General features: G+C 69.3%; 20 protein-coding genes. 9 read left to right on the plus strand and 11 right to left on the minus strand.

Annotated elements, in window-relative coordinates:
- Positions 1-9 precede the first annotated feature (9 nt).
- The 3 genes from NNI01S_RS15655 to NNI01S_RS15665 are packed head-to-tail and all read left to right on the plus strand — an operon-like array spanning position 10 to position 2,742.
- The gene (locus tag NNI01S_RS15655; RefSeq protein WP_063020830.1) at positions 10-816 is read left to right on the plus strand and encodes an ABC transporter ATP-binding protein; all 807 of its coding nucleotides are present in this window, start codon (positions 10-12) and stop codon (positions 814-816) included.
- The gene (locus NNI01S_RS15660) at positions 806-1,690 is read left to right on the plus strand and encodes an ABC transporter permease (protein ID WP_084488819.1); all 885 of its coding nucleotides are present in this window, start codon (positions 806-808) and stop codon (positions 1,688-1,690) included. The genes NNI01S_RS15655 and NNI01S_RS15660 overlap by 11 nt, the downstream gene beginning before the upstream one ends.
- Before the next feature lie 2 nt (positions 1,691-1,692).
- Positions 1,693-2,742 (plus strand): ABC transporter substrate-binding protein, encoded by a 1,050-nt coding sequence (locus NNI01S_RS15665; protein ID WP_063020831.1) that lies wholly within the window; start codon positions 1,693-1,695, stop codon positions 2,740-2,742.
- A 66-nt stretch (positions 2,743-2,808) separates the two neighbouring features.
- On the opposite strand, the gene NNI01S_RS15670 is transcribed toward NNI01S_RS15665, so the two are convergent.
- Entirely contained in the window at positions 2,809-3,006 is a 198-nt protein-coding gene (locus NNI01S_RS15670; RefSeq protein ID WP_063020832.1) for a hypothetical protein, read from the minus strand.
- Positions 3,007-3,107: 101 nt separating this feature from the next.
- Here NNI01S_RS15670 and NNI01S_RS15675 point away from each other — a divergent pair, with 101 nt between their 5' ends.
- The 3 genes from NNI01S_RS15675 to NNI01S_RS15685 all read left to right on the plus strand — a co-directional run bounded on the left by NNI01S_RS15675 (position 3,108) and on the right by NNI01S_RS15685 (position 6,141).
- On the plus strand, positions 3,108-4,346 hold the full coding sequence (locus tag NNI01S_RS15675; RefSeq protein ID WP_435825061.1) for a NupC/NupG family nucleoside CNT transporter: 1,239 nt from the start codon (positions 3,108-3,110) through the stop codon (positions 4,344-4,346).
- An 84-nt stretch (positions 4,347-4,430) separates the two neighbouring features.
- Positions 4,431-5,375, plus strand: a complete 945-nt coding sequence (locus NNI01S_RS15680) for a GlxA family transcriptional regulator (protein ID WP_063020951.1) — start codon at positions 4,431-4,433, stop codon at positions 5,373-5,375.
- A gap of 31 nt (positions 5,376-5,406) precedes the next feature.
- Complete coding sequence (locus tag NNI01S_RS15685) at positions 5,407-6,141, plus strand: HD domain-containing protein (RefSeq protein ID WP_063020833.1); 735 nt, start codon at positions 5,407-5,409, stop codon at positions 6,139-6,141.
- A gap of 4 nt (positions 6,142-6,145) precedes the next feature.
- On the opposite strand, the gene NNI01S_RS15690 is transcribed toward NNI01S_RS15685, so the two are convergent.
- A complete protein-coding gene (locus NNI01S_RS15690; RefSeq protein ID WP_063020834.1) occupies positions 6,146-6,901 on the minus strand; it encodes a siderophore-interacting protein in 756 nt (251 codons plus the stop codon).
- A gap of 110 nt (positions 6,902-7,011) precedes the next feature.
- On the opposite strand from NNI01S_RS15690, the gene NNI01S_RS15695 reads away from it, so the two are divergent.
- Complete coding sequence (locus tag NNI01S_RS15695; protein ID WP_084488841.1) at positions 7,012-7,839, plus strand: NADPH-dependent oxidoreductase; 828 nt, start codon at positions 7,012-7,014, stop codon at positions 7,837-7,839.
- Positions 7,840-7,848: 9 nt separating this feature from the next.
- On the opposite strand, the gene NNI01S_RS15700 is transcribed toward NNI01S_RS15695, so the two are convergent.
- Positions 7,849-8,841 carry an LLM class flavin-dependent oxidoreductase gene (locus NNI01S_RS15700; RefSeq protein WP_063020835.1) on the minus strand — a complete coding sequence of 331 codons (993 nt, stop codon included), beginning with the start codon at positions 8,839-8,841 and terminating at the stop codon, positions 7,849-7,851.
- A 67-nt stretch (positions 8,842-8,908) separates the two neighbouring features.
- Positions 8,909-10,096, minus strand: coding sequence for a serine hydrolase domain-containing protein (locus NNI01S_RS15705; RefSeq protein ID WP_063020836.1), 1,188 nt, complete (start codon positions 10,094-10,096; stop codon positions 8,909-8,911).
- A 217-nt stretch (positions 10,097-10,313) separates the two neighbouring features.
- Here NNI01S_RS15705 and NNI01S_RS15710 point away from each other — a divergent pair, with 217 nt between their 5' ends.
- Positions 10,314-11,750, plus strand: a complete 1,437-nt coding sequence (locus NNI01S_RS15710; protein ID WP_063020837.1) for an amino acid permease — start codon at positions 10,314-10,316, stop codon at positions 11,748-11,750.
- 13 nt (positions 11,751-11,763) lie between these two features.
- Here the strand turns inward: NNI01S_RS15710 and NNI01S_RS15715 are convergent, their stop codons facing one another.
- The 7 genes from NNI01S_RS15715 to NNI01S_RS15745 all read right to left on the minus strand — a co-directional run bounded on the left by NNI01S_RS15715 (position 11,764) and on the right by NNI01S_RS15745 (position 18,765).
- Entirely contained in the window at positions 11,764-12,129 is a 366-nt protein-coding gene (locus NNI01S_RS15715; RefSeq protein ID WP_084488820.1) for a DUF4345 domain-containing protein, read from the minus strand.
- 134 nt (positions 12,130-12,263) lie between these two features.
- Positions 12,264-13,673, minus strand: a complete 1,410-nt coding sequence (locus NNI01S_RS15720; protein ID WP_063020838.1) for an MDR family MFS transporter — start codon at positions 13,671-13,673, stop codon at positions 12,264-12,266.
- A 140-nt stretch (positions 13,674-13,813) separates the two neighbouring features.
- On the minus strand, positions 13,814-14,215 hold the full coding sequence (locus NNI01S_RS15725; protein ID WP_063020839.1) for a DUF779 domain-containing protein: 402 nt from the start codon (positions 14,213-14,215) through the stop codon (positions 13,814-13,816).
- Complete coding sequence (gene adh / locus NNI01S_RS15730; RefSeq protein WP_063020840.1) at positions 14,215-15,732, minus strand: aldehyde dehydrogenase; 1,518 nt, start codon at positions 15,730-15,732, stop codon at positions 14,215-14,217. The genes NNI01S_RS15725 and adh overlap by 1 nt, the downstream gene beginning before the upstream one ends.
- 103 nt (positions 15,733-15,835) lie before the next feature.
- The gene (locus NNI01S_RS15735; RefSeq protein ID WP_063020841.1) at positions 15,836-17,038 is read right to left on the minus strand and encodes a sigma-54-dependent transcriptional regulator family protein; all 1,203 of its coding nucleotides are present in this window, start codon (positions 17,036-17,038) and stop codon (positions 15,836-15,838) included.
- Positions 17,039-17,278: 240 nt separating this feature from the next.
- The gene (locus NNI01S_RS15740) at positions 17,279-17,833 is read right to left on the minus strand and encodes a DUF8020 domain-containing protein (protein ID WP_063020842.1); all 555 of its coding nucleotides are present in this window, start codon (positions 17,831-17,833) and stop codon (positions 17,279-17,281) included.
- 584 nt (positions 17,834-18,417) lie between these two features.
- Entirely contained in the window at positions 18,418-18,765 is a 348-nt protein-coding gene (locus NNI01S_RS15745) for a hypothetical protein (protein WP_157114812.1), read from the minus strand.
- 218 nt (positions 18,766-18,983) lie between these two features.
- Between NNI01S_RS15745 and NNI01S_RS15750 the strand changes: the two genes are divergently transcribed.
- A complete protein-coding gene (locus NNI01S_RS15750; RefSeq protein ID WP_063020843.1) occupies positions 18,984-19,496 on the plus strand; it encodes a mycothiol transferase in 513 nt (170 codons plus the stop codon).
- Positions 19,497-19,583: the final 87 nt, after the last annotated feature.

Consider the following 19,583-nt stretch of genomic DNA (forward strand, 5'->3'; position numbering starts at 1 on the left):
TAGGAAGCAATGACGCAATCACTCATCGAGCTGCGGAGCGCCACCAAGCGCTTCCCCGGCACCGGCGGCGGCATCCACACCGCCGTACGCAATCTGAACCTCACGGTGCGCCCCGGCGAATTCGTCGCCGTCGTCGGCCCGACCGGATGCGGCAAGTCGACCACGTTGTCGCTGGTGTCCGGCCTGGAACCGGCCTCGGCCGGGCAGACGCTGGTGCGCGGCAAGGAGGTCGACGGCATCCCGGACGGCATCGGCTACATGTTCCAGCAGGACGCGGTGCTGCCGTGGAAGAGCGTGCTGGACAACGTCGCGTTCGGCCCGCGCCTGCGCGGCGCGTCGAAAGCGGAGGCGCGCGCGAAGGCGTCGGAGTGGGTGCGCAAGGTCGGCCTGGCCGGGTTCGAGAAGTACTACCCGCACCAACTGTCCGGCGGCATGCGCAAGCGCGTGGCATTGGCGCAGACCCTGGTGAACGAGCCGGAGATCCTGCTGATGGACGAGCCGTTCAGCGCGCTGGACGTGCAGACCCGCCAGCTCATGCAGGACGAACTGCTGCGCGTCTGGGCGGGCACCAACGCTGCGGTCATCTTCGTCACCCACGATCTGGAGGAGGCGATCGTGCTCGCCGACCGGGTGGTCGTCATGACCGCGAGCCCGGCCACCGTCTGCGGGGACTTCCCGGTCGGCTTGGCGCGGCCACGCAGTGTCGAGGAGGTGCGGCTGACCACCGAGTTCCGCGACATCTACCAGGAGATCTGGGAGACGCTGCGGGATCAGGTCGAGGCGGCGCGCGCGAAGGGGGCCTCCCGTGTCGCATGACGTGCTGGTGTCCGACACCCCCGCGCCCGTGGTGGAGAACGAGACCGAAGAGCAGATCCTGGCCAGGGTGCGCACCACCGCGCGGCGCGCACGGATCCGCACCTGGGGCCTGCGCGCCGCGCTGGTGGCGCTGTGGCTGGGCGCGTGGGAGCTCACCGCCACGGTCTGGATCGACCCGTTCTTCTACTCCAAGCCGTCGCTGATCTGGGCTCGGCTGGTCGAATGGTTCACCGAGGGAACGCAGTTCGGCTCGATCTGGCTGCAGATCTACACCACCGTGCAGGAGGCGGTGCTCGGCTTCGTGATCGGCACGGTGGCCGGCGTCGTGCTGGGCGTGCTGCTCGGTCGCAGCCGGTACTGGGCCGAAGTGCTCGCGCCGTTCATCAAGGCACTCAACGCCGTGCCGCGCATTGTGCTGGCCTCGCTGTTCATCATCTGGTTCGGGCTCGGACTGAGTTCCAAGGTCGCGACCGTGGTGGTGCTGGTGTTCTTCGCGGTGTTCTTCAACGCGTTCACCGGCGCCCGCGAGGTGGACGGCAATGTGATCGACAATGCCCGCATCCTCGGTGCTAGCCGTGGGCAGGTGCTGGTGTCGATCGTGCTGCCGAGCGCGACCACCTGGATCCTGTCCAGCCTGCACACCGCTTTCGGCTTCGCGCTGATCGGCGCGGTCGTGGGCGAATACGCGGGCGCGAGTAAAGGTTTGGGGTTGCTGATCAGCAACGCGCAAGGCACGTTCGACTCGGCGGGCATCTACGCGGGCATGATCGTCATCACCGTGATCGCGCTGATCGCCGAATGGGGGATCGGCATGGCGGAGAACCGGTTGCTGAAGTGGCGGCCCTCGCAAGCGTCGTCGAACCACGGGATCTGATCATGAGGTATCGCAAGCACCTGGCGCTCGTCGCCGTCGCGATCGTGGCACTGCTGACGGCCACCGGATGCCGGGACTCCCGCACCATTCCGATGGCAGACGGCAGGCCGCAGATCACCATCATGGTGGGCGGGCTGGAGAAGGTGATCTATCTGCCTGCCATGCTCACCCAGCAACTCGGCTTCTTCGAGCGCAACGACATCGATGTGAAACTGCTCGGCGAGCAGTCCGGCGCCACCGCCGAGACCGCGTTGCTCACCGGCGACGTGCAGGGCGTGGTCGGGTTCTACGACCACACCATCGACCTGCAGGCCAAGGACCAGTGCATCCGTTCGGTGGTGCAGATGTCCGACGTGCCCGGCGAGGTCGAGCTGGTGTCGAAGGCGGACCCGGACATCACTTCGATCGCCGATCTGCGCGGCAGGAAACTGGGCGTGACCTCGCTCGGCTCCTCCACCGACTTCCTCACGCAGGCGCTCACCGGCCAGGTCGGCATGAGCACCGCCGACTACACCCGGGTGAAAGTCGGTGCGGGGCAGACGTTCATCGCGGGGATGAACCACGACGGCATCGACGCGGGCATGACCACCGACCCCACGGTGGCGCAGATGGTGAACTCCGGTGATGCGCGGATCCTGGTCGACCTGCGCAGCGAGGCGGGCACCCGGGCCGCGCTCGGCGGGCTGTACCCGGCGACGTCGCTGTACATGAGTTGCGCGACGATCGACGCCCACCCGGAGATCGTGCGCAAACTCGCCGCCGCGTTCGTGCAGGCGCTGCAGTGGATTGCGACGCACACGCCCGAGGAGATCGCCGCGAAGATGCCGCCGCAATACGCGAGCGCGGGCAGGGACCTCTACGTCCAGTCGATCCGCGACTCCATCGGCATGTTCAACGGCGACGGGCTGATGAAACCCGAAGGCGCGCGCAACGTGCTGGAGATTCTCGGTAAGTACTCGAAGAACGTGCGCCCCGTGCGCGACCGCATCGATCTGTCGAAGACCTACACCACGCAGTTCGTGGAGGAGGCGTTGCGCGCGCCGCGCCAGTAACAGTGGCGGGCGCCCCGACGCGCCGCCCGGAAGTCACGGCGCATCCGGGCGGCGCGTCGTCTCCGCTCAGTGTTCGAAGACGCTCACGTCACCGGGTTCGGTTTCCAGCGCCTGCCGGTCGAAGGCCAGCAGGGCGAGGAAGAACAGCACGCCCACGAGCAGCAGACCGGCCACGATCACGACGGGAACCGTGGCATCCGTGGGCGTGACCAGAACGAACAGCGCGACGGCCGACCAGACCAGCGCGCCGACGGCGACCGGCAACTCGAAGCGCCCGAGGTCGAACGCGCCTTAGCCACCGGCGATCTTCTCAACTGTGGAGACACCGCACCATAGACCGACATGAGAGGTGCTCCCACAAGCCGATGCACGCCGGCGCAGCCGAGGTGCGCGTGCACTATCTGATCGGGTTCGTCGGCCTGGCGTGCTTTTTGCTGGCGGCATGGTTGCCCAGTACCGACCGCCGCGCCGCCGCCGGTCGGCTGCCGCGCATCGGCATCTTGCTGATCTTGCAGATCGCACTCGGTTTTCTGCTGCTGAAGACCGGGATCGGGGGCGCCGTGATCCGCGCGATCAGCGACACCTTCGAACACATCCTCGGCTACGCCGCCCAGGGCACGGCGTTCGTGTTCGGCGACCTGCCCGAGGTCGGCAGCAGCGGGCCCGCCTTCCTCTTCGCGGTGCTGATGCCGATCGTGCTCGTCTCCGCCTTGATCGGCATCTTGCAGCACCTGCGGGTGCTGCCGTGGATCATCAAATATCTCGGTCTGCTGCTGGCGTGGGTGAGCGGCTTCGGCAAGATCGAATCGTTCAACGCGGTCGCCTCCGCCATCCTCGGTCAGTCCGAGGTGTTCATCTCGCTGCGCGCCATGCTCGACGACATCCCGTCGCAGCGGATGTACACCCTGGCGGCCTCGGCGATGTCGACGGTCTCGGCGGGCATTCTCGGCGCCTACATGCAGCTGATCGACCCGAAGTACGTGATCGCGGCTATCGTGCTGAACATGCTGGGCGCCTTCGTGGTGTGCTCGCTGATCAACCCCTACGCCGTCACCGCCGCCGACGACGCCCGGCTGCTCGGCGAGGAGATCGCCGACAGCCGCAAGCGGCAATCGTTCTTCGAGATGCTCACCGAGTACATCCTGGTCGGATTCAAGGTCGCCTTCACCGTCGCGGCCATGCTGATCGGATTCATCGCGCTGCTGGCCATGATCAACGGAATCTTCGCCGCGCTGTTCCACGGCACCACATTCCAGGATGTGATGGGGCGCCTCTTCGCCCCCGTCGCCTGGCTGACCGGTGTCCCGTGGGATGAGGCGGCGGCCGCGGGCCGGTTCATGGGCACCAAGCTGGTGTCCAACGAGGTGGTCGCCATGCAGGAGCTGAACCGGGAACACGGCGGGCTGTCCGTCCGCACCGTCGCGATCGTGTCCACCTATCTGGTGTCGTTCGCGAACTTCTCCACCATCGCCATCGTCACCGGCGCGGTCCGCAGCCTCAGCGAGAAGCAAGGAACCGTGATCGCTCGCAACGGTCTTCGCCTGCTCTACGGCGCCACGTTGGTCAGTTTCGTGTCCGCCACCATCGTCGGTCTCCTGAGTTAGGCGCGGCGTTCGCTCGATTCGTCTGTCCGGATCTGTGGGGAAGGCGTCCTTGTGGACTCGTCGCCCCGGCTCGAGACTGGTTGCATGCGGGCAAGCGGTGACGTCGTGGTGGCGGTGTCGGACGGGGTGCTGATGCTCGACGTCGCCGGGCCCGTGCAGGTGCTGCACTGGGCCGGGCGCCGCATCCGCTTCGCCTCGCCCGACGGCGCGCCGGTTCGCACCGACGTCGGTGTGCCGCTCGGCGTCGATGGCGCGTTGAGCGAGCTGAGCGCAGCGGTGGACACGCTCCTGGTGCCTGGCTATCCCCCGGAGGAGCGCGTCCCAGGCGAACTCGTGGACGCGGTGCGCGTGGCGGCGGGCGCCGCGCGGCGGGTGGCCTCGGTGTGCACCGGCGCGTTCGTGCTGGCCGAAGCCGGCTTGCTGGACGGGCGGCGCGCCACCACGCATTGGCTGGCGTGTACCGCTCTGGCCCAACGGTTTCCGGCCGTCCGGGTCGAAGCCGACGCCATCTATCTGCGCGACGGCCCGATCATCACCTCCGCCGGAGTCACCGCGGGCATCGACATGGCCCTGGCGCTGGTGGAGGAGGAGCACGGCGCGGACCTCGCCCGTTCGCTGGCCAAACATCTCGTCGTGTTCCTGCACCGGCCCGGCGGCCAGTCGCAGTTCAGCGTGCGCACGAGCATTCCGGCACCGCGCACCGCGGGCCTGCGGCACGCGGCCGACGCGGTGATCGCCGATCTGTGCGCCGATCACAGCCTGTCGGCTATGGCCGGCCGTGCCGCGCTGAGCGAACGTCACTTCAGCCGTCTGTTCCGGCAGGAGATCGGGATGACGCCGGGACGCTACGTCAAGCTTGCGCGGCTGGAAGCCGCGCAAGCGCTGCTCGAATCCGGCGACGAGCCGATGGCGGCCGTCGCCCGCCGCAGCGGGTTCGGCTCCGAGGAGACGATGCGGCGGACCTTCCTCGAACTGCTCGGCGCCTCGCCGAGCGACTACCGCAGGCGCTTCCGCGCGCCCGCGCGCTGATCGCACCCTTTCACTCACCAGGAGTTCGACCATGTCGCTGTCTCGTCGTGCCGCGCTGAGCGCGGGCATTGCCGCGAGTGTCATCGCCGCCGCACCGAAAATTGCCGAGGCACAGGCTTTTTCGCTACATCACCCGCGAACCTCGTTGGCGGGCAAAGTCGACGAACTCATCACCGCCGAACTCTCGCCCATGCTGCGCAACCACAGCGCGCGGGGCTTCCTCTTCGGTCGCGCGGTCGCCGAGCGGCAAGGCCTGCGGCCCGGCGCCGACTACGACGAGGAGACGATGTACCTCATCTGCGCACTGCACGACATCGGCCTGGCCGACGGCGCGACCGGTGATCAGAAGTTCGAGGTCGACGGCGCCGATCGTGCCGCGCGATTCCTCGAGGACAACGGCGTCACCGATGCCAGGGTGGACACGATCTGGGACGCCGTCGCCGCGCACACCTCGGGTTTCACCGACTCGCCGGTCTGGCGGCGCCGCAGGCCGCCGGAAACGTGGATCGCCGTGGACGGCATCGGCGTCGACGTGGGCGGCGCGCAGGCCGACCTGCCACCCGGCTTCGCCGAGCTGGTGCACACCGCCTATCCGCGGCTGGGCGGCAGCCGCGCGCTCGGCGCCGCGATCGAGGCCCAAGCCGCCGCGAACCCGCGGAAGGCGCCGCCCGCGAGCCTGGCCGGCGCCATCCTGCAGCAGCATCACCCCGAATACCCGGCGCTCACCTGGGACGCGATCGTGGCGATGAACGGGTGGGGCGATTGACGGTTCAGGCGTTGGCCTCCTCGGCTGCCCGAAGTTCGGCCTTCCATTCCCGGAACCCTTCCTCGGTGCGGCCGCGGCGCCAGTACCCGGAGATCGACGCGGCCCACTGGGCGGGAACGCCGCGATCCTTGCGGACGTAGCGGCGCAGATCCTTCATGACCGCGTCGGCTTCGCCGTGGATGAACACCTGAACCTGCCCGGGTGACCACGGCGCGGAGCGGACGGTCTCGGCGAGCACCTCACCCGGGGACCGGACGCCGCGGTGCAGCCAGGTCAGTTCGACGCCGTCCGGCTTCTTCACCGGCAGTTCGTCGTCCGGGCCTGCGACCTCCACGAACGCCAGCCCGGTCGCGTCGGCCGGCAGAGCCTCGAGCGCGGCGGCGATGGCGGGCAGGGCCGCCTCGTCACCGGCCAGTAGATGCCAGTCGGCATCCGGGCGCGGGGAGTAGGCGCCGTTGGGGCCGTACAGGTCGATGGTCGCGCCGGGCTCGACCGTGGCCGCCCACGGTCCCGCGATGCCCTCCGCGCCGTGGTAGACGAAATCCACCGCGATCTCCTCGGCGACGGTGTCCACGGAACGGACGGTATAAGTGCGCAGCACCTCGTTCCCGTCCTGCGGGAAGATGAACTTCACATACGAGTCGGTGAACTCGCTGGGCCGGAACGCGGCGAAGCCCGGACCGCCGAGGTGCACCCGGATCAGGTGCGGGGTGAGCCATTCGGTGCGCTGCACCGTGAGGGTGGTGCGAAGACGTGCCAAGGAAACCTCCGATAAACATTATTAGGATTGCCTTACTTACCCTACCTGTGTTCGGCTCAGCCTGCGGACAACCGCTGACGGCGCGCCGCGCGGGCGACAGAATGATGCCCATGACGCAGTCCGTGCCGACACCGACCCACGCCGTGCAACAGCGCTACCGCGACCCTCGACCGGTCGAACCCGCGCAGTGGAACCAGGTGCTGCAGGTGCTGCACGAGCATCGCTCGGTCCGCCGCTACCTGCCCGACCCGGTGCCCGACGCCACCCTGCGCCTGCTGATCTCCGCGGCGCAGTCCGCGCCCACCTCGTCGAACCTGCAGGTCTGGAGCGTCATCGCGGTGCGCGACCCGCAGCGCAAGGCGCGCTTGGCCGCGCTCGCGGGAGATCAGGCCCACATCGGCCAGGCGCCCGTGCTGCTGGTCTGGACGGCCGACTTCGCGCGCCTGCGTCAGCTCGCCGACGACCGGAGCGCGCCGCTGGAGGGCGCGGATTACCTCGAGTCGAGCTACGTCGGCTTCATCGACGCCGCGCTCGCCGCGCAGAACGCGGTCGTGGCGGCGGAATCGCTGGGGCTCGGCACCGTCTACATCGGTGCGTTGCGCAACAAACCGGAAGAAGTCGCCGCCGAACTCGGCCTGCCGCCGCAGGTCTTCGCCGTGTTCGGCTTGGTGGTCGGCCATCCCGACCCGGCCGAGGACGCGCGGGTGAAGCCGCGCCTGCCGCAGGAGGCCGTCCTGCACCTGGAGACCTACGATCTGGGCGCGCAGCGGGCGCACGTGGCCGCGTACGAAACCCGCATCGCGGAATTCTATGCCGAGCAACAACTCTCGCATTCCTGGACCGAACGCGTCCTGGCCCGGCTGGCCTCGGCGGCGGCCCTCAACGGCAGGCACCGGCTGCGCGAATCGCTGACCAACCACGGCTTCCGGTTGCACTGATCCGCCGCCTCAGGCCGCGACCTTCTCGGTGAGCAGCTCGAACGATCGGGCACGGTCGTCGATGTCGTAGACCAGCGTGTTGATCATCAGCTCGTCGGCCCGGGTGCGCTCCAGCAGGTCCGCGAGCTGCCCGCGCACCGTCTCCGGCGAGCCGAGCAACTGCCCGGCCCGGCGCTGCCGGATGAACACGCGCTCCTGCTCCGACGGGCGGAACGCGGCCGCCTCCTCCGGCGTGGCCAGCGCCTGCGGCGTGCCCCGCACCAGGTTCAGGAAGGCCAGGTCGCGTGGCCCGGCGAGCACCTCGGCGCGCTCGTCGGTGTCCGCGCAGATCGCCGCGACCGCCACCATCGCGTGCGGACGCTCCAGGCGCGGCGAAGGCCGGAAGTGCTCGCGGTAGAGCGCCAGCGCGGGCTCGGTGTTGTCTGGACTGATGTGGTGGGCGAACGCGAACGGGAGTCCGAGCACCGCGGCGACCTGGGCGCTGTAGCCGCTGGAACCCAGCAGCCAGATATCCGGCTCCTCGCCGCGCCCCGGGGTCGCGGCGATGCCGCCGGGATCGCCGCCCCGGAAGTAACCGAGCAGAGCGGCGAGTTCCTGGGGGAACGATTCCGCCGACAGTCCGTCCGCGGTCCGCCGCAGCGCGCGGGCAGTCGCCTGGTCGGTGCCCGGCGCGCGTCCGATGCCCAGGTCGATCCGGCCGGGATGCAGCGCGTGCAGGGTGCCGAACTGCTCGGCGACCACCAGCGGCGCGTGGTTGGGCAGCATCACCCCGCCGGAGCCGACCCGGATGGTCGAGGTGGCCGCCGCCAGATGCGCCAGCAGCACGCTCGGCGCGGAGCTGGCGATGCCGGGCATGTTGTGGTGTTCGGCCACCCAGAAGCGGTGGTAGCCCAAAGCCTCGGTGCGCCTGGCCAATTCGGTGGTCGCCTGCAGCCCCTCGCCGACGGTGCGGCCGGACTGCACCGGCGCCAGATCCAGTACGGACAGCGGGACGTCGATCATGGGTCTCCTCCACAGTGGCGATCTCCACTGCCAACGCCATGCGTCCCCGCTGTATTTCGCGGCCTGCTCAGCCGCGCGCGATCGCGCGGAACACCTCGATGGTGTCCTGCTCGTCCTGGGTGGTGCCGTAGTCGCTGAGCTTGACGACGACGGTGCCGCTGGGCGGGTCGAGGTAGACGTACTGGCCGTAGACGCCGACGGCGGTGAGGTCCGCGCCGTCCCCGCCGGTCGGATGCCACCACTGCGCGCCGTAAGGCCACTCGCCCACCCGGTGCGGGGCCGGGGCGCGGATGCGGTCGATCCAGGCCTGCGGCACGATCTGCGCGTCGCCCACCCGTCCGCCGTCCAGCACCAGCCTGCCGATCTTGGCGAAGTCGCGGGCGGTCGCGTTCAAGCAGCAGAACGCCTTCTCCTGGCCGCCGGCGCGATCGAGATTCCACAGCGCCTCGTCCTCGGCCCCGATCGGCGCCCAGATGTCGCGCTCCAGCAGTTCGGCCAGCGGCAGGCCCTCGACCCGCGCCAGCGCCATGCCCAGCAATTGGGTGTCCACGCTGCGGTACTCGCCCGCGCTGCCCGGCGGAAAGCGCAGGCCGCGGTGCGCGCGGACGAATCCGTCCAGGTCCTCGGTGAGATACATCCGGGCGGTACCGGTCAGCGGCAGGTACTTGTTGTAGTTCTCCCCGACGTCGATGCCGGAGGCCATGTCGAGCAGATCGCGGATGGTGACGGCGTCGTACGCGCCGCCGGTGGTCAGCTCGGGCAGGATCTGTACCAGGCGGTCGTCCTCGGCGAGTTTCCCCGCGGCGACGGCTCGGCCGGTCAGCAGCGACACGACGGACTTCACCACCGACCACGAGGACTGGCGGGTGCTCGCCGTGAAGCCGTCGCGGTACCACTCGTGGGTCAGGACGCCGCCGCGCAGGACGAGGAACGAATTGGTGTGCGTGGTGTCGAGGAAATCGGCGATCGATACCGCCGAGCCCTTCCAGGGCACCCGGCCGGGCAGCGGCCGCGGTGCGCTCGGCAAGGGACGCGGGGCAGGGGAGGCCGCCACCGTCCGGCTCTCGAACAGCGCTCCCTGCGCCGAGGGTGGGTCGGTCAGCAGTCGCAGCAGCGTCGGCGGCGCCGGGATGTGCAAGATCGCTGTCGTCGCGAACGCCGCGCCGACCAGGACGGCGACGACCGCGAGCAGGACGACGAGGGTGCGCAGCGCGGCGCGGCCGGGTCGCGTGCGCCGGGGCGAGAGTTCGGTCATGACGGAAGCCCATCGCTAGGAGATCCGATGATGGCATGTCCGGCGCCGGACCGGTAGCTCCGGACAGCCGCCGCCCTCGGCCCGGAGACGACGCGCGAACGGGCGGGGCGGTAGCGTGACGCCCTGAGCCGGACCGGCCGTGCGATGATCCGACATCGTGTGGCCTGCGCACCGGCGGGCGACCGGCGCCGCTGCACAGCGAGGGAAGGACCGCAGTATGACAGCCTCCGACCGGCACCTCCAGGACGCGGAACCGCTGGCTCCGGCGGACGGCGGGGACTCGGAAGGATATGCCCGCGGGCTCAGCCCGCGCACCATCCAGATGATCGCCATCGGCGGCGCGATCGGCACGGGCCTGTTCTACGGCGCGGGCGGCGCGATCGAGCAGGCGGGTCCGGGGCTCATCCTCGCCTACCTGGCGGCGGGCCTGGCCATCTTCGTGATCATGCGGGCGCTCGGCGAACTGCTGACCTACCGGCCGATCTCCGGCAGTTTCGCCGAGTACGCGCACGAATTCCTCGGCCGCTACGCCGGTTTCGTGACCGGCTGGTCGTACTGGGCAGTGTGGGTGGCCACCTGCATGGCCGAGATCACCGTGGCGGGCAAGTACGTGGAGTATTGGTTCGACATCGCGCCGTGGGTCACCGCACTGGTGGTGCTCGCGGTGATGTTCGGCGCCAACCTGATCTCGGTGCGGCTGTTCGGCGAGGGCGAGTTCTGGTTCTCCACCATCAAGGTGACCGCGATCGTCGGCATGATCCTGCTCGGCATCGGCGTGCTGCTGTTCGGATTCGGTCACGCGCCCGATCCCACCGTCACCAACCTGTGGGCCGACGGTGGCGTCTTCCCGAACGGCATCGGCCAGTCGCTGCTGGTGCTGCAGATCGTGCTGTTCGCCTACGTCGGTGTGGAGTTGGTCGGCGTCACGGCGGGGGAGGCGCGGGAGCCCCGCAAGACCCTGCGCAAGGCGATCAACACGCTGCCGTTCCGGATCGGCCTGTTCTACGTCGGCGCGCTGGTGGTGATCATGGCGGTGTCCAGCTGGCGCAACTTCCACGCGGGCAAGAGCCCGTTCGTCGAGGTCTTCGAGCAGATCGGCATCCCCGGCGCGGCGGGCATCGTCAACTTCGTGCTGCTCACCGCGGCGCTGTCGTCGTGCAACTCGGGGATCTACTCCACCGGCCGGATGCTGCGCACCCTGTCGCTGCGCGGTGAGGCGCCCGCCCGGCTGAGCAGGCTGAGCGCGAACGCGGTGCCCTACACCGGGATCATCGCCTCGGCGGCGGCGATGGTGATCGGCGTGGTGGTCAACATCATCTCCCCGGACAAGGCGTTCGCCTACATCACCTCGGTGTCGACCATCGGCATCATCTTCGTCTGGGGCGTCATCCTGGTCTGCCACCTGCTCTACCGGGCCAAGGTCGCCCGCGGTGAGCTGCCCGCGAGCGACTACCGGCTGCCCGCCGCGCCCTACACCACCGTGCTGGCGCTGGCGTTCCTCGGGCTGGTGGTCGTGCTGCTGCTGTTCAGCGACAGCGGGCGCACCGCGATCGTCGTCGGCGTCGTGTGGGCGGCGCTGGTGTCGGCCGGGTACCTGGCGCTGCGCAAACTCGGCACGGCCGACGCGGCCCCCGGCACCGTGCGCGCCAGCTGACGCGCGCTGTGCGCTAAGCGGCGAGCAACAGCGCGGCGGCGCCGCCGACCTCGACCACGCAGTAGAACCAGGTGGGATAGAAAGCCGCTCGCTCGTCGAGCACCGCCGACACCACCCGGCCGAATGCCATGCCCGCCAGGGCCGCGCCGACCGCGGCCATGATCCCGCCGCGCAGGGATCCGAGGTCGAGGGCGGCGACCGTAAGCACGGCCGCCATAGCCAGCCCGAAGCCGCCGTAGACGGCGCGCACTTCGTATCGTGCGCTCGATTCGGTGAGCCGGATGCCGAACGGCCGGATCAGCGCGGCGGGTGCGGCGAGGGCGTAGACGCCCATACCGAGGAAGAACACGCCGACGATTCCGCACACTGCCTGTGCCACTGCGACCTCCAGATCTCGGGTTCGTTTCGGAGAGCCCAGCTTGCGTCAGGGCCGGTGCCGGACGCTTCCGAAAACCCGCTGCGTCGGGTCGTGTCGTCCGCGGTCCCCGGTGGGGTCCCGGTACCGTCGTGGAGTCAGCCGGTCGCCGACCGCCGCGGCATCATCGCCGCGGCGATGACCATGACCACGGCCATCGCCGCGATCGCGACGAAGACCAGATGCACCGCCGAGGCCAGGGTGGCGGGCAGCGGGTGATCGGTGTGACCGACCCGCGCGTTCACGATCGCCCCGAACACCGCGACGCCCACCGCGCTGCCGATCGAGCGCGCGAACATGTTGGCCGAGGTCACCACACCCCGCTCGGTCCATTCGGCGCTGGTCTGCGCGGCGATCAGGGTCGGGGTCGCGACCAGGCCCATGCCGGTGCCGATCACGAAGCAGGACGCGGCGACCTGCCACAGGGCCGAGTGCTGGTTGATCAGCAGGGTGCTCGCGGCGCCGACCGTCGCCAGACCGCTGCCGAGCAGGGCCGTCGCGCGAAAGCCGTAACGCAGGTACACCTTTCCGGCCTGGGACGCCGCGAGCGGCCAGCCCAGCGTCAGCGCGCCGACCGTCAGTCCCGCGACCAGCGCCCCGGTGCCGAGCACGCCCTGGGTGAAGGTCGGCACGTAGGAGGTCGCGCCCAGCACGACCGCGCCGATCAGCACCGACACCAGACTGCTCGCGATCACCACCCGCCTGCCGAACACCCACAGCGGCAGGATCGGATTCCGTACCCGGCGTTCCACCAGCCCGAACAGCGCGAGCAGTGCCGCCCCGCCCGCGAAGATGCCGATGCTCACCGGCGAGGACCAGGCCCACGCCTGCCCGCCTTCGAGCAAACCGAGGATCAACGCCCCCGCGCCGACCGTCAGCAGGGACGCGCCCAGATAGTCGACGCTCTGTCTGCGCCGGGGCGCGCTCTCGGCGAAATGGCGCACCAGCATCCATCCGGCCAGCGCGGAGAGCGGCAGATTGATCAGAAAGATCCAGCGCCAGCTGACGTACTCGGCGAACAGGCCGCCCAGCAGCGGGCCCGCCACACTCGACATCGCCCACACACTGGCCAGATAGCCCTGGACCCTGGCGCGTTCGGACAGCGTGTACAGATCGCCCGCGATGGTCATCGTCATCGGCTGGATCGCTCCCGCGCCGATGCCTTGCACCGCGCGGAAGACGATCAGTCCGAGCATGCTGCTCGCCACGCCGCACAGCAGCGACCCCAGCGCGAACGTCGCGATGCCGAACAGGATCACGGGTTTGCGGCCCACGGTGTCGGCGAGCTTGCCGTAGATCGGCACCGTCACCGCCTGCGCCAGCAGATAGATGGAGAACAACCAGGGGAACTGCGCGAAGCCGCCGAGACTGTCGGTGATGGTGAGCACCGCCGTGGCGATGACCGTCGAGTCGAGGGCGACCAGCGCGGTGGCCAGCATCAGCGAGCCGAGGATGGCGCCGCGTTCGGATCGGAGCCCTACGGACGCCGGCACAGTCTCGGTCGCCACCGCGGCCCCTCTCGTTCGCTTACCTAACCACCTCGAACGACCGTATCCGCTGCCCAGCTATTCCCGCATGGAGTTTTTTCGTCCACCGAACCGGGAAAGGGCTGCTCACCGGTGCTCCGGCGAGCAGCCCCTGCTGCGGCTCAGTACGACAGATCCGCCCCGGTAGGAGGCGGTTCGGCTGCGAGGACGGCGAGTTCGTCGTCGGTGAGCAGCCGCGACCGGATCAGGAACCGCACACCTTCGGGCGCTTCCAGGGAGAACCCGCTGCCGCGTCCCGGCACCACGTCGACGGTGAGGTGGGTGTGGCGCCAGTACTCGTACTGGTCGGCGCTCATCCAGAACGGCGTGTCCGCCACCGGATGTCCCAGCAGCACGTCCGACGCTCCCACCCGGAACTCGCCGCGCGGGTAGCACATCGGTGAGCTGCCGTCGCAGCAGCCGCCGGACTGATGGAACATGACCGGACCGTGCTGTTCGATCAGCCGGCGCAGCAGTTCTTTCGCGGGCTCGGTGAGTTCGACGCGCTGGACCGGGTCGGGCATCAGAAGAATCCGAGCTTGTCCGGCGAGTAGCTGACCAGCAGGTTCTTGGTCTGCTGGTAGTGGTCGAGCATCATGCGGTGGTTCTCGCGCCCGATGCCGGACTTCTTGTAGCCGCCGAAGGCCGCGTGCGCGGGGTAGGCGTGGTAGCAGTTGGTCCACACCCGGCCCGCCTTGATCTGGCGGCCGAGGCGGTAGGCGGTGTTCATGTCGCGGGTCCACACACCGGCGCCGAGTCCGTAGAGGGTGTCGTTGGCGATCTTCAGCGCCTCGTCCACGGAGTCGAACGTGGTCACCGACACTACCGGTCCGAAGATCTCCTCCTGGAAGATGCGCATGTCGTTGCGGCCGGAGAAGATCGTCGGCTCGACGTAGAAGCCGCCGGGGAACTCGTCGACCTTGCGCGGGCCGCCGCCGGTGAGCACCTCGGCGCCTTCCTGGCGGCCGATGTCGATGTAGGACAGGATCTTCTCGAACTGGTCGTTGCTGGCCTGCGCGCCGATCATGGTGGCTTCGTCGAGCGGGTTGCCGCTGACGATGGCCTTGGTGCGTTCGACGCACCGGGCGATGAACTCGTCGTAGATCGAGGAGTGGATCAGCGCGCGGGATGGACAGGTGCACACCTCGCCCTGGTTGAGCGCGAACATCACGAAGCCCTCCACGGCCTTGTCGAGGAAGGCGTCGTCGGCGGCCATGATGTCGGGCAGGAAGATGTTGGGGCTCTTGCCGCCAAGTTCGAGCGTGACCGGGATGATGTTCTCGCTGGCGTACTGCATGATCAGCCTGCCGGTGGTGGTCTCGCCGGTGAAGGCGACCTTGGCCACGCGCGGGCTGGCCGCCAGCGGCTTGCCCGCTTCGACGCCGAAGCCGTTGACCACGTTGAGGACTCCCGGCGGCAGCAGATCGGCGATCAGGTCGACGACCTTCAGGATCGAGGCCGGGGTCTGCTCCGCGGGCTTGAGCACCACCGCGTTGCCCGCGGCCAGCGCGGGCGCGAGCTTCCAGGTGGCCATCAGGATCGGGAAGTTCCAGGGGATGATCTGCCCGACGACGCCGAGCGGCTCGTGGAAGTGGTAGGCGATGGTGTCGGCGTCGATCTCGCTGATGCCGCCCTCCTGTGCGCGGACCGCCCCGGCGAAGTAGCGGAAGTGATCGACCGCCAGCGGCAGGTCGGCGGCCAGCGTCTCCCGGACCGGCTTGCCGTTCTCCCAGGTCTCGGCGACCGCGAGCGCCTCGAGATTGTCCTCGATCCGGTCGGCGATCTTGTTCAGGATGTTGGCGCGCTCGGTGGTCGACGTGGCGCCCCACGCGTCGGCGGCCTGATGCGCGGCGTCCAGGGCCAGGTCGATGTCGGCGGCCGAGGAGCGCGCCACCTCGCAGAAGGTCTGGCCGTCCACCGGCGAGGGATTCTCGAAGTAGCGGCCTTCGACCGGGGCGGTCCACTCACCGCCGATGAAATTGTCGTAACGCGTGGCGAATTCGACGACGCTGCCCTCGGTTCCCGGCTTTGCGTAGCTCATGGCGGGTGACTCCTCGCTGGTTGCGGACGTGAGCACACGGCGCAGCGGCCGTGATGCGGGTCACTATGCCTCGCGAGGGTTGACGAAACGTTGAGGCGCGCGCTCAGTCGCGCAGCGCGGCGTGCAGCCGGGCGGCCGCGAGCGCACGACGACCGTCGCCCGCGGGCAGCAGACCCAGCGCGTGTTCGTGGACCTCGATATCGTGCGGTACGCGCTCGCCGTAACGCAGGGCGTGCTCGACGTTTCCACTCGACAGCACCGCCGTGCGCACGCCGACCTCCAGATACTCGCGCCATTGCACGACGCCCGGCGTCTCCGAGCCCGGCAGCAGCGGCCCGCGATACAGCTCGACGGCCGTGGCGGTGTCGCCCGCTTCGAGCGCCGCGAGCAGGTCCACGGCGTCACAGGACAGTGGACTCACCAGCTGATAGACCCGGCTGGTGATGTCGCCGCCGGTGGCGCGCCGCAGGTAGGACATCTCCGATTTGAGCGTGCTCGCGCCGACCGGCCGGTCGCCGTAGATGGCGAAATGCAGGCGTTCGTGGGTGAACCCCTCGGGCTCGAGTGCCAGCAGCGCGAGGATCTCGAGGTGTCTGGGGCGCAGCCGCACCGGTGCGCCGTCGCGGATCAGGCGGGCAGCGCCGAGGCAGGTCAGCCGTACTCCGGGCGCGGTCATGCGATGCTGCAACTTGGTCTCGATGGCGGTGACCAAGGTACGGGCGGTGGACATGGCCAGCGGGTGGGCGCGGTCCCAGGTGGTGGACAGGTCGAGCACGCCCAGTTGGCGGCCGTCCGCGGCGCGGATCGGCGCGCAGTAGCAGACCCAGCCGTGCAAGGCCGCGACCAGGTGCTCGGCGGAGAACACGGTGTGCGGTCGATCGGTGCGCAGCGCCAGCGACAGCGCGTTCGTGCCCATGTGCGCCTCGTCCCAGCGACCGCCCGGCGCGAAGTTCACCTGTTCGGCGCGGCGGCGCATGACCGGACCGCCGTGCGACCACAGGATGGTGCCGGTCTCGTCGGTGATCGCCGCGACGTACCCCGCGCCTTCGGTGATGTCGCGCAATTGATCGGTCAGCTCGGAAACCGGCGTGCGCAAGGGAGATTCGGCCCAGCGGGCGGCCACGTCGGCTTCGGCGATGGGCGCGTACTCGCAGGCCGGATCGACCGTGCGCAGCGACCGCAGCCACGATTGGGCGACCTCGCTGCGCAGCGCGGAATCACCCTGCGGTGTCCCGGCGGGTATCCATCGGGACCACTCTTGTTCCAATGCAGCGCGTCGCTGCGAGAGGGAACTGCGCTGTGCCATCTCGCGGTCCTGTGTCTTCGCTCCGATCGTCTTCGTGCCCTCCCATCATGCCCCAGCGCACGGCCGGGGATTCCGTTTCGGCCTGCCTTCTACGGGCCTGGACGAATCGGCGGACGGCGGTCGGACCGCCGCGTTCCCCCTGCGCGTCGGGTGCGTGAAGGGTGCGCGTTCCCAGGGAATCCCGGTGCGACCGGCGATCGGTGTGCGGTCGTCCTGCGCGGCCGCACACCGACCGGCCGATTACGGCGTGGAGAATCCGATCAGCGCCCCGATGCCCGCACCGATCGGAATGGTGACCAGCGCGCCGACCCCGCCGAGGAAGAAGCCGATCACGGCGCCGATTCCCGCGCCGATGAGAGCGCCGATCCCGGCGTTGTACTGCTTGCGCGCGAGCGTGTCTTCCTCACCGACGAACTGGTTCAGGCGCTCGGTCGTGGCGGGCGAGCTCACCGGCGTCACCGTGAGGGTGCGGCCGGAATCGGAGATCGCCGGCGCCAGCCCGTGCGCCGCGCCGGAGGTCTGGAACGCCAGGGGCAGCGTCGCGACGACCTGTCCCGCTTCGTTGCGCAGCTCGACGGCCCTCGCGTCGGACGTCAACGCGAAGCTCCCCGCGTCCAGGGTGGTGACCACCCCGGTGCCGTCGGCGGCGGGAGCCGAGGTGAAACCGAGTCCCTGCTCGACGCCGTGCACGCTGACCTGCGCGGGTGCCGCGGGCTGGGCGTGCGCGACACCCGACGCAATTCCGGTGGCCCCGACCGCGAGCAGGGCGGTTGCGGCGAATCTGTTGACTCTCATCGTATTTCCCCACATAGTCGTGTCGGCCACGAGTGCCGACGGATCCCCAAGATGCCGGTTCTCGGCCCCACCCATTCTGGCCGCAGGGCTTTCCCGAAGCAATCGTTCTGCGAATTTCACGGAAAGTCAGTGCCATCACATACCTGAATTACGCACGGACAGCATATGTTCCGGCGTCCGGTTTCTGTGGATTGCAGAATGTGTGCTGATTTGTGTTGCGCAGTGCGGAATTCGATCGGCCGCGTGCGCGGGATTGCGCGGAATTCCGAAGGTTACGGAGAGAACGGGCGCGTCTCGGATAGGCGAGCGCTGTCCGGAAGCCGGGTTCACCACGCGTCGGCTCGGCGCGGGACAGCCTGCTCTTCCGCTCGGGGCGATCGCTCGGTGGGCGAGCGTAATTCGCGGCCGCTGCGGGGTTGCGGCACTTGTGGGGGAGAGCGGCTCGGGCTCCTGGTGGCGGGAGATCCGCCAGAAGCCAGGTGATTCCGGGATCGCGCCGTACGAGGGCGCAGCGGCGATCGCGGTGCCGGAACGATCGCGCGGAGCCGGAGATCACCTGGCGGACTGTGCGAGCGCGCTTCTGGTCAGAACGCGCTTCCGGTGCCGGGCAGCAGCCAGGCGATGCCGGGCCAGCCGCCGAACGGGCCGCCCCAGTAGCCGAACGGGCTACCCCAATAGCCGTAACCGCCCCAGCCGCCGTAGCCGCCCCAGCCGCCGTAGCCGCCGCGGTCCCACCCGCCGTGGCGGTGGTGCCAGCCGCCGTGGATCTCCTCGGCCTGGGTCGTCTGGGTGACGGCCGTCTGCTGGGTCACCGCGGGGGCGGCCATCGCGGGCGCGGCGACCGCGGCGACGGGGGTCAGTGCGAGCGCGGCGATCATCGCCAGGCGGACGACCGCTTGCCGGGCGCGTCCGGTCTCGACGTCGTGCATCATCGGTACTTCCTCACTTCGGTACGTCTTCGTCCGGTCGGTGACCGATTCGATGGCCATCGACCAATCTCACCGGTGTATATCGTACCGTTGAATAACGGCACACTCAATGTGGTGCGATCGTCCGAGATTTCCGGCAGGGCCGGCCCCGCGTCGCTCGTGCCGGGCGGCCGCGCTGGGTACCGTCGGGGCAGCAGACCACCCGAGAAGGAGTCGAACCGATGGCTACCAGTGCCGATGTGCTGACCGACGCCTACGAGCGGATCAAGGAGGTGGTGCACGAAGCCGTCGACGGGCTGGCGGAGAACGCCCTCGTCCACCGGGTCGATCCGGGCGCCAACTCGATCGCCTGGCTGATCTGGCATCTGACCCGCGTGCAAGACGATCACATCGCGGAGGTGGCCGGCCTGGAGCAGGTCTGGACCGCGCAGGGTTGGTACGACCGCTTCGGACTGCCGCTGGACAAAGGGGCGACCGGTTACGGTGACCGCCCCTCCGATGTGGCGGTCATCCAGGCATCGGCCGAGTTGCTCGCCGGGTACTACGACGCGGTGCACGACCAGACGCTGCGCTTCGTCCGGACACTGGGCGACGGCGACCTGGACCGCGTCGTCGACATCCGTTGGGATCCACCCGTGACGCTGGGTGCGCGGCTGGTCAGCGTGATCTCGGACGATCTGCAGCACGCGGGCCAAGCGGCGTTTCTGCGCGGCGTGCTGGAACGGGCGGCCTGACCGGCATCGGGAAGCCGCCCGCCGTGTGCGTCCGCCGCCGTGACGTAAGTTGATGCCGCGCAAACCGAATGTTCACAGAGAGTGCCG

It is taken from the genome of Nocardia niwae NBRC 108934 = DSM 45340 (assembly GCF_001613465.1).
Classification (GTDB): Bacteria; Actinomycetota; Actinomycetes; order Mycobacteriales; family Mycobacteriaceae; genus Nocardia; species Nocardia niwae.

Coding starts and splice junctions, on each gene's coding strand:
- NNI01S_RS15655 (WP_063020830.1), top strand. CDS start 10: ATGACGCAATCACTCATCGAGCTGCGGAGCGCCACCAAGCGCTTCCCC.
- NNI01S_RS15665 (WP_063020831.1), top strand. CDS start 1,693: ATGAGGTATCGCAAGCACCTGGCGCTCGTCGCCGTCGCGATCGTGGCA.
- NNI01S_RS15675 (WP_435825061.1), top strand. CDS start 3,108: ATGCACGCCGGCGCAGCCGAGGTGCGCGTGCACTATCTGATCGGGTTC.
- NNI01S_RS15680 (WP_063020951.1), top strand. CDS start 4,431: ATGCGGGCAAGCGGTGACGTCGTGGTGGCGGTGTCGGACGGGGTGCTG.
- NNI01S_RS15685 (WP_063020833.1), top strand. CDS start 5,407: ATGTCGCTGTCTCGTCGTGCCGCGCTGAGCGCGGGCATTGCCGCGAGT.
- NNI01S_RS15695 (WP_084488841.1), top strand. CDS start 7,012: ATGACGCAGTCCGTGCCGACACCGACCCACGCCGTGCAACAGCGCTAC.
- NNI01S_RS15700 (WP_063020835.1), bottom strand. CDS start 8,841: ATGATCGACGTCCCGCTGTCCGTACTGGATCTGGCGCCGGTGCAGTCC.
- NNI01S_RS15705 (WP_063020836.1), bottom strand. CDS start 10,096: ATGACCGAACTCTCGCCCCGGCGCACGCGACCCGGCCGCGCCGCGCTG.
- NNI01S_RS15710 (WP_063020837.1), top strand. CDS start 10,314: ATGACAGCCTCCGACCGGCACCTCCAGGACGCGGAACCGCTGGCTCCG.
- NNI01S_RS15725 (WP_063020839.1), bottom strand. CDS start 14,215: ATGCCCGACCCGGTCCAGCGCGTCGAACTCACCGAGCCCGCGAAAGAA.
- adh (WP_063020840.1), bottom strand. CDS start 15,732: ATGAGCTACGCAAAGCCGGGAACCGAGGGCAGCGTCGTCGAATTCGCC.
- NNI01S_RS15735 (WP_063020841.1), bottom strand. CDS start 17,038: ATGGCACAGCGCAGTTCCCTCTCGCAGCGACGCGCTGCATTGGAACAA.
- NNI01S_RS15740 (WP_063020842.1), bottom strand. CDS start 17,833: ATGAGAGTCAACAGATTCGCCGCAACCGCCCTGCTCGCGGTCGGGGCC.
- NNI01S_RS15745 (WP_157114812.1), bottom strand. CDS start 18,765: ATGATGCACGACGTCGAGACCGGACGCGCCCGGCAAGCGGTCGTCCGC.
- NNI01S_RS15750 (WP_063020843.1), top strand. CDS start 18,984: ATGGCTACCAGTGCCGATGTGCTGACCGACGCCTACGAGCGGATCAAG.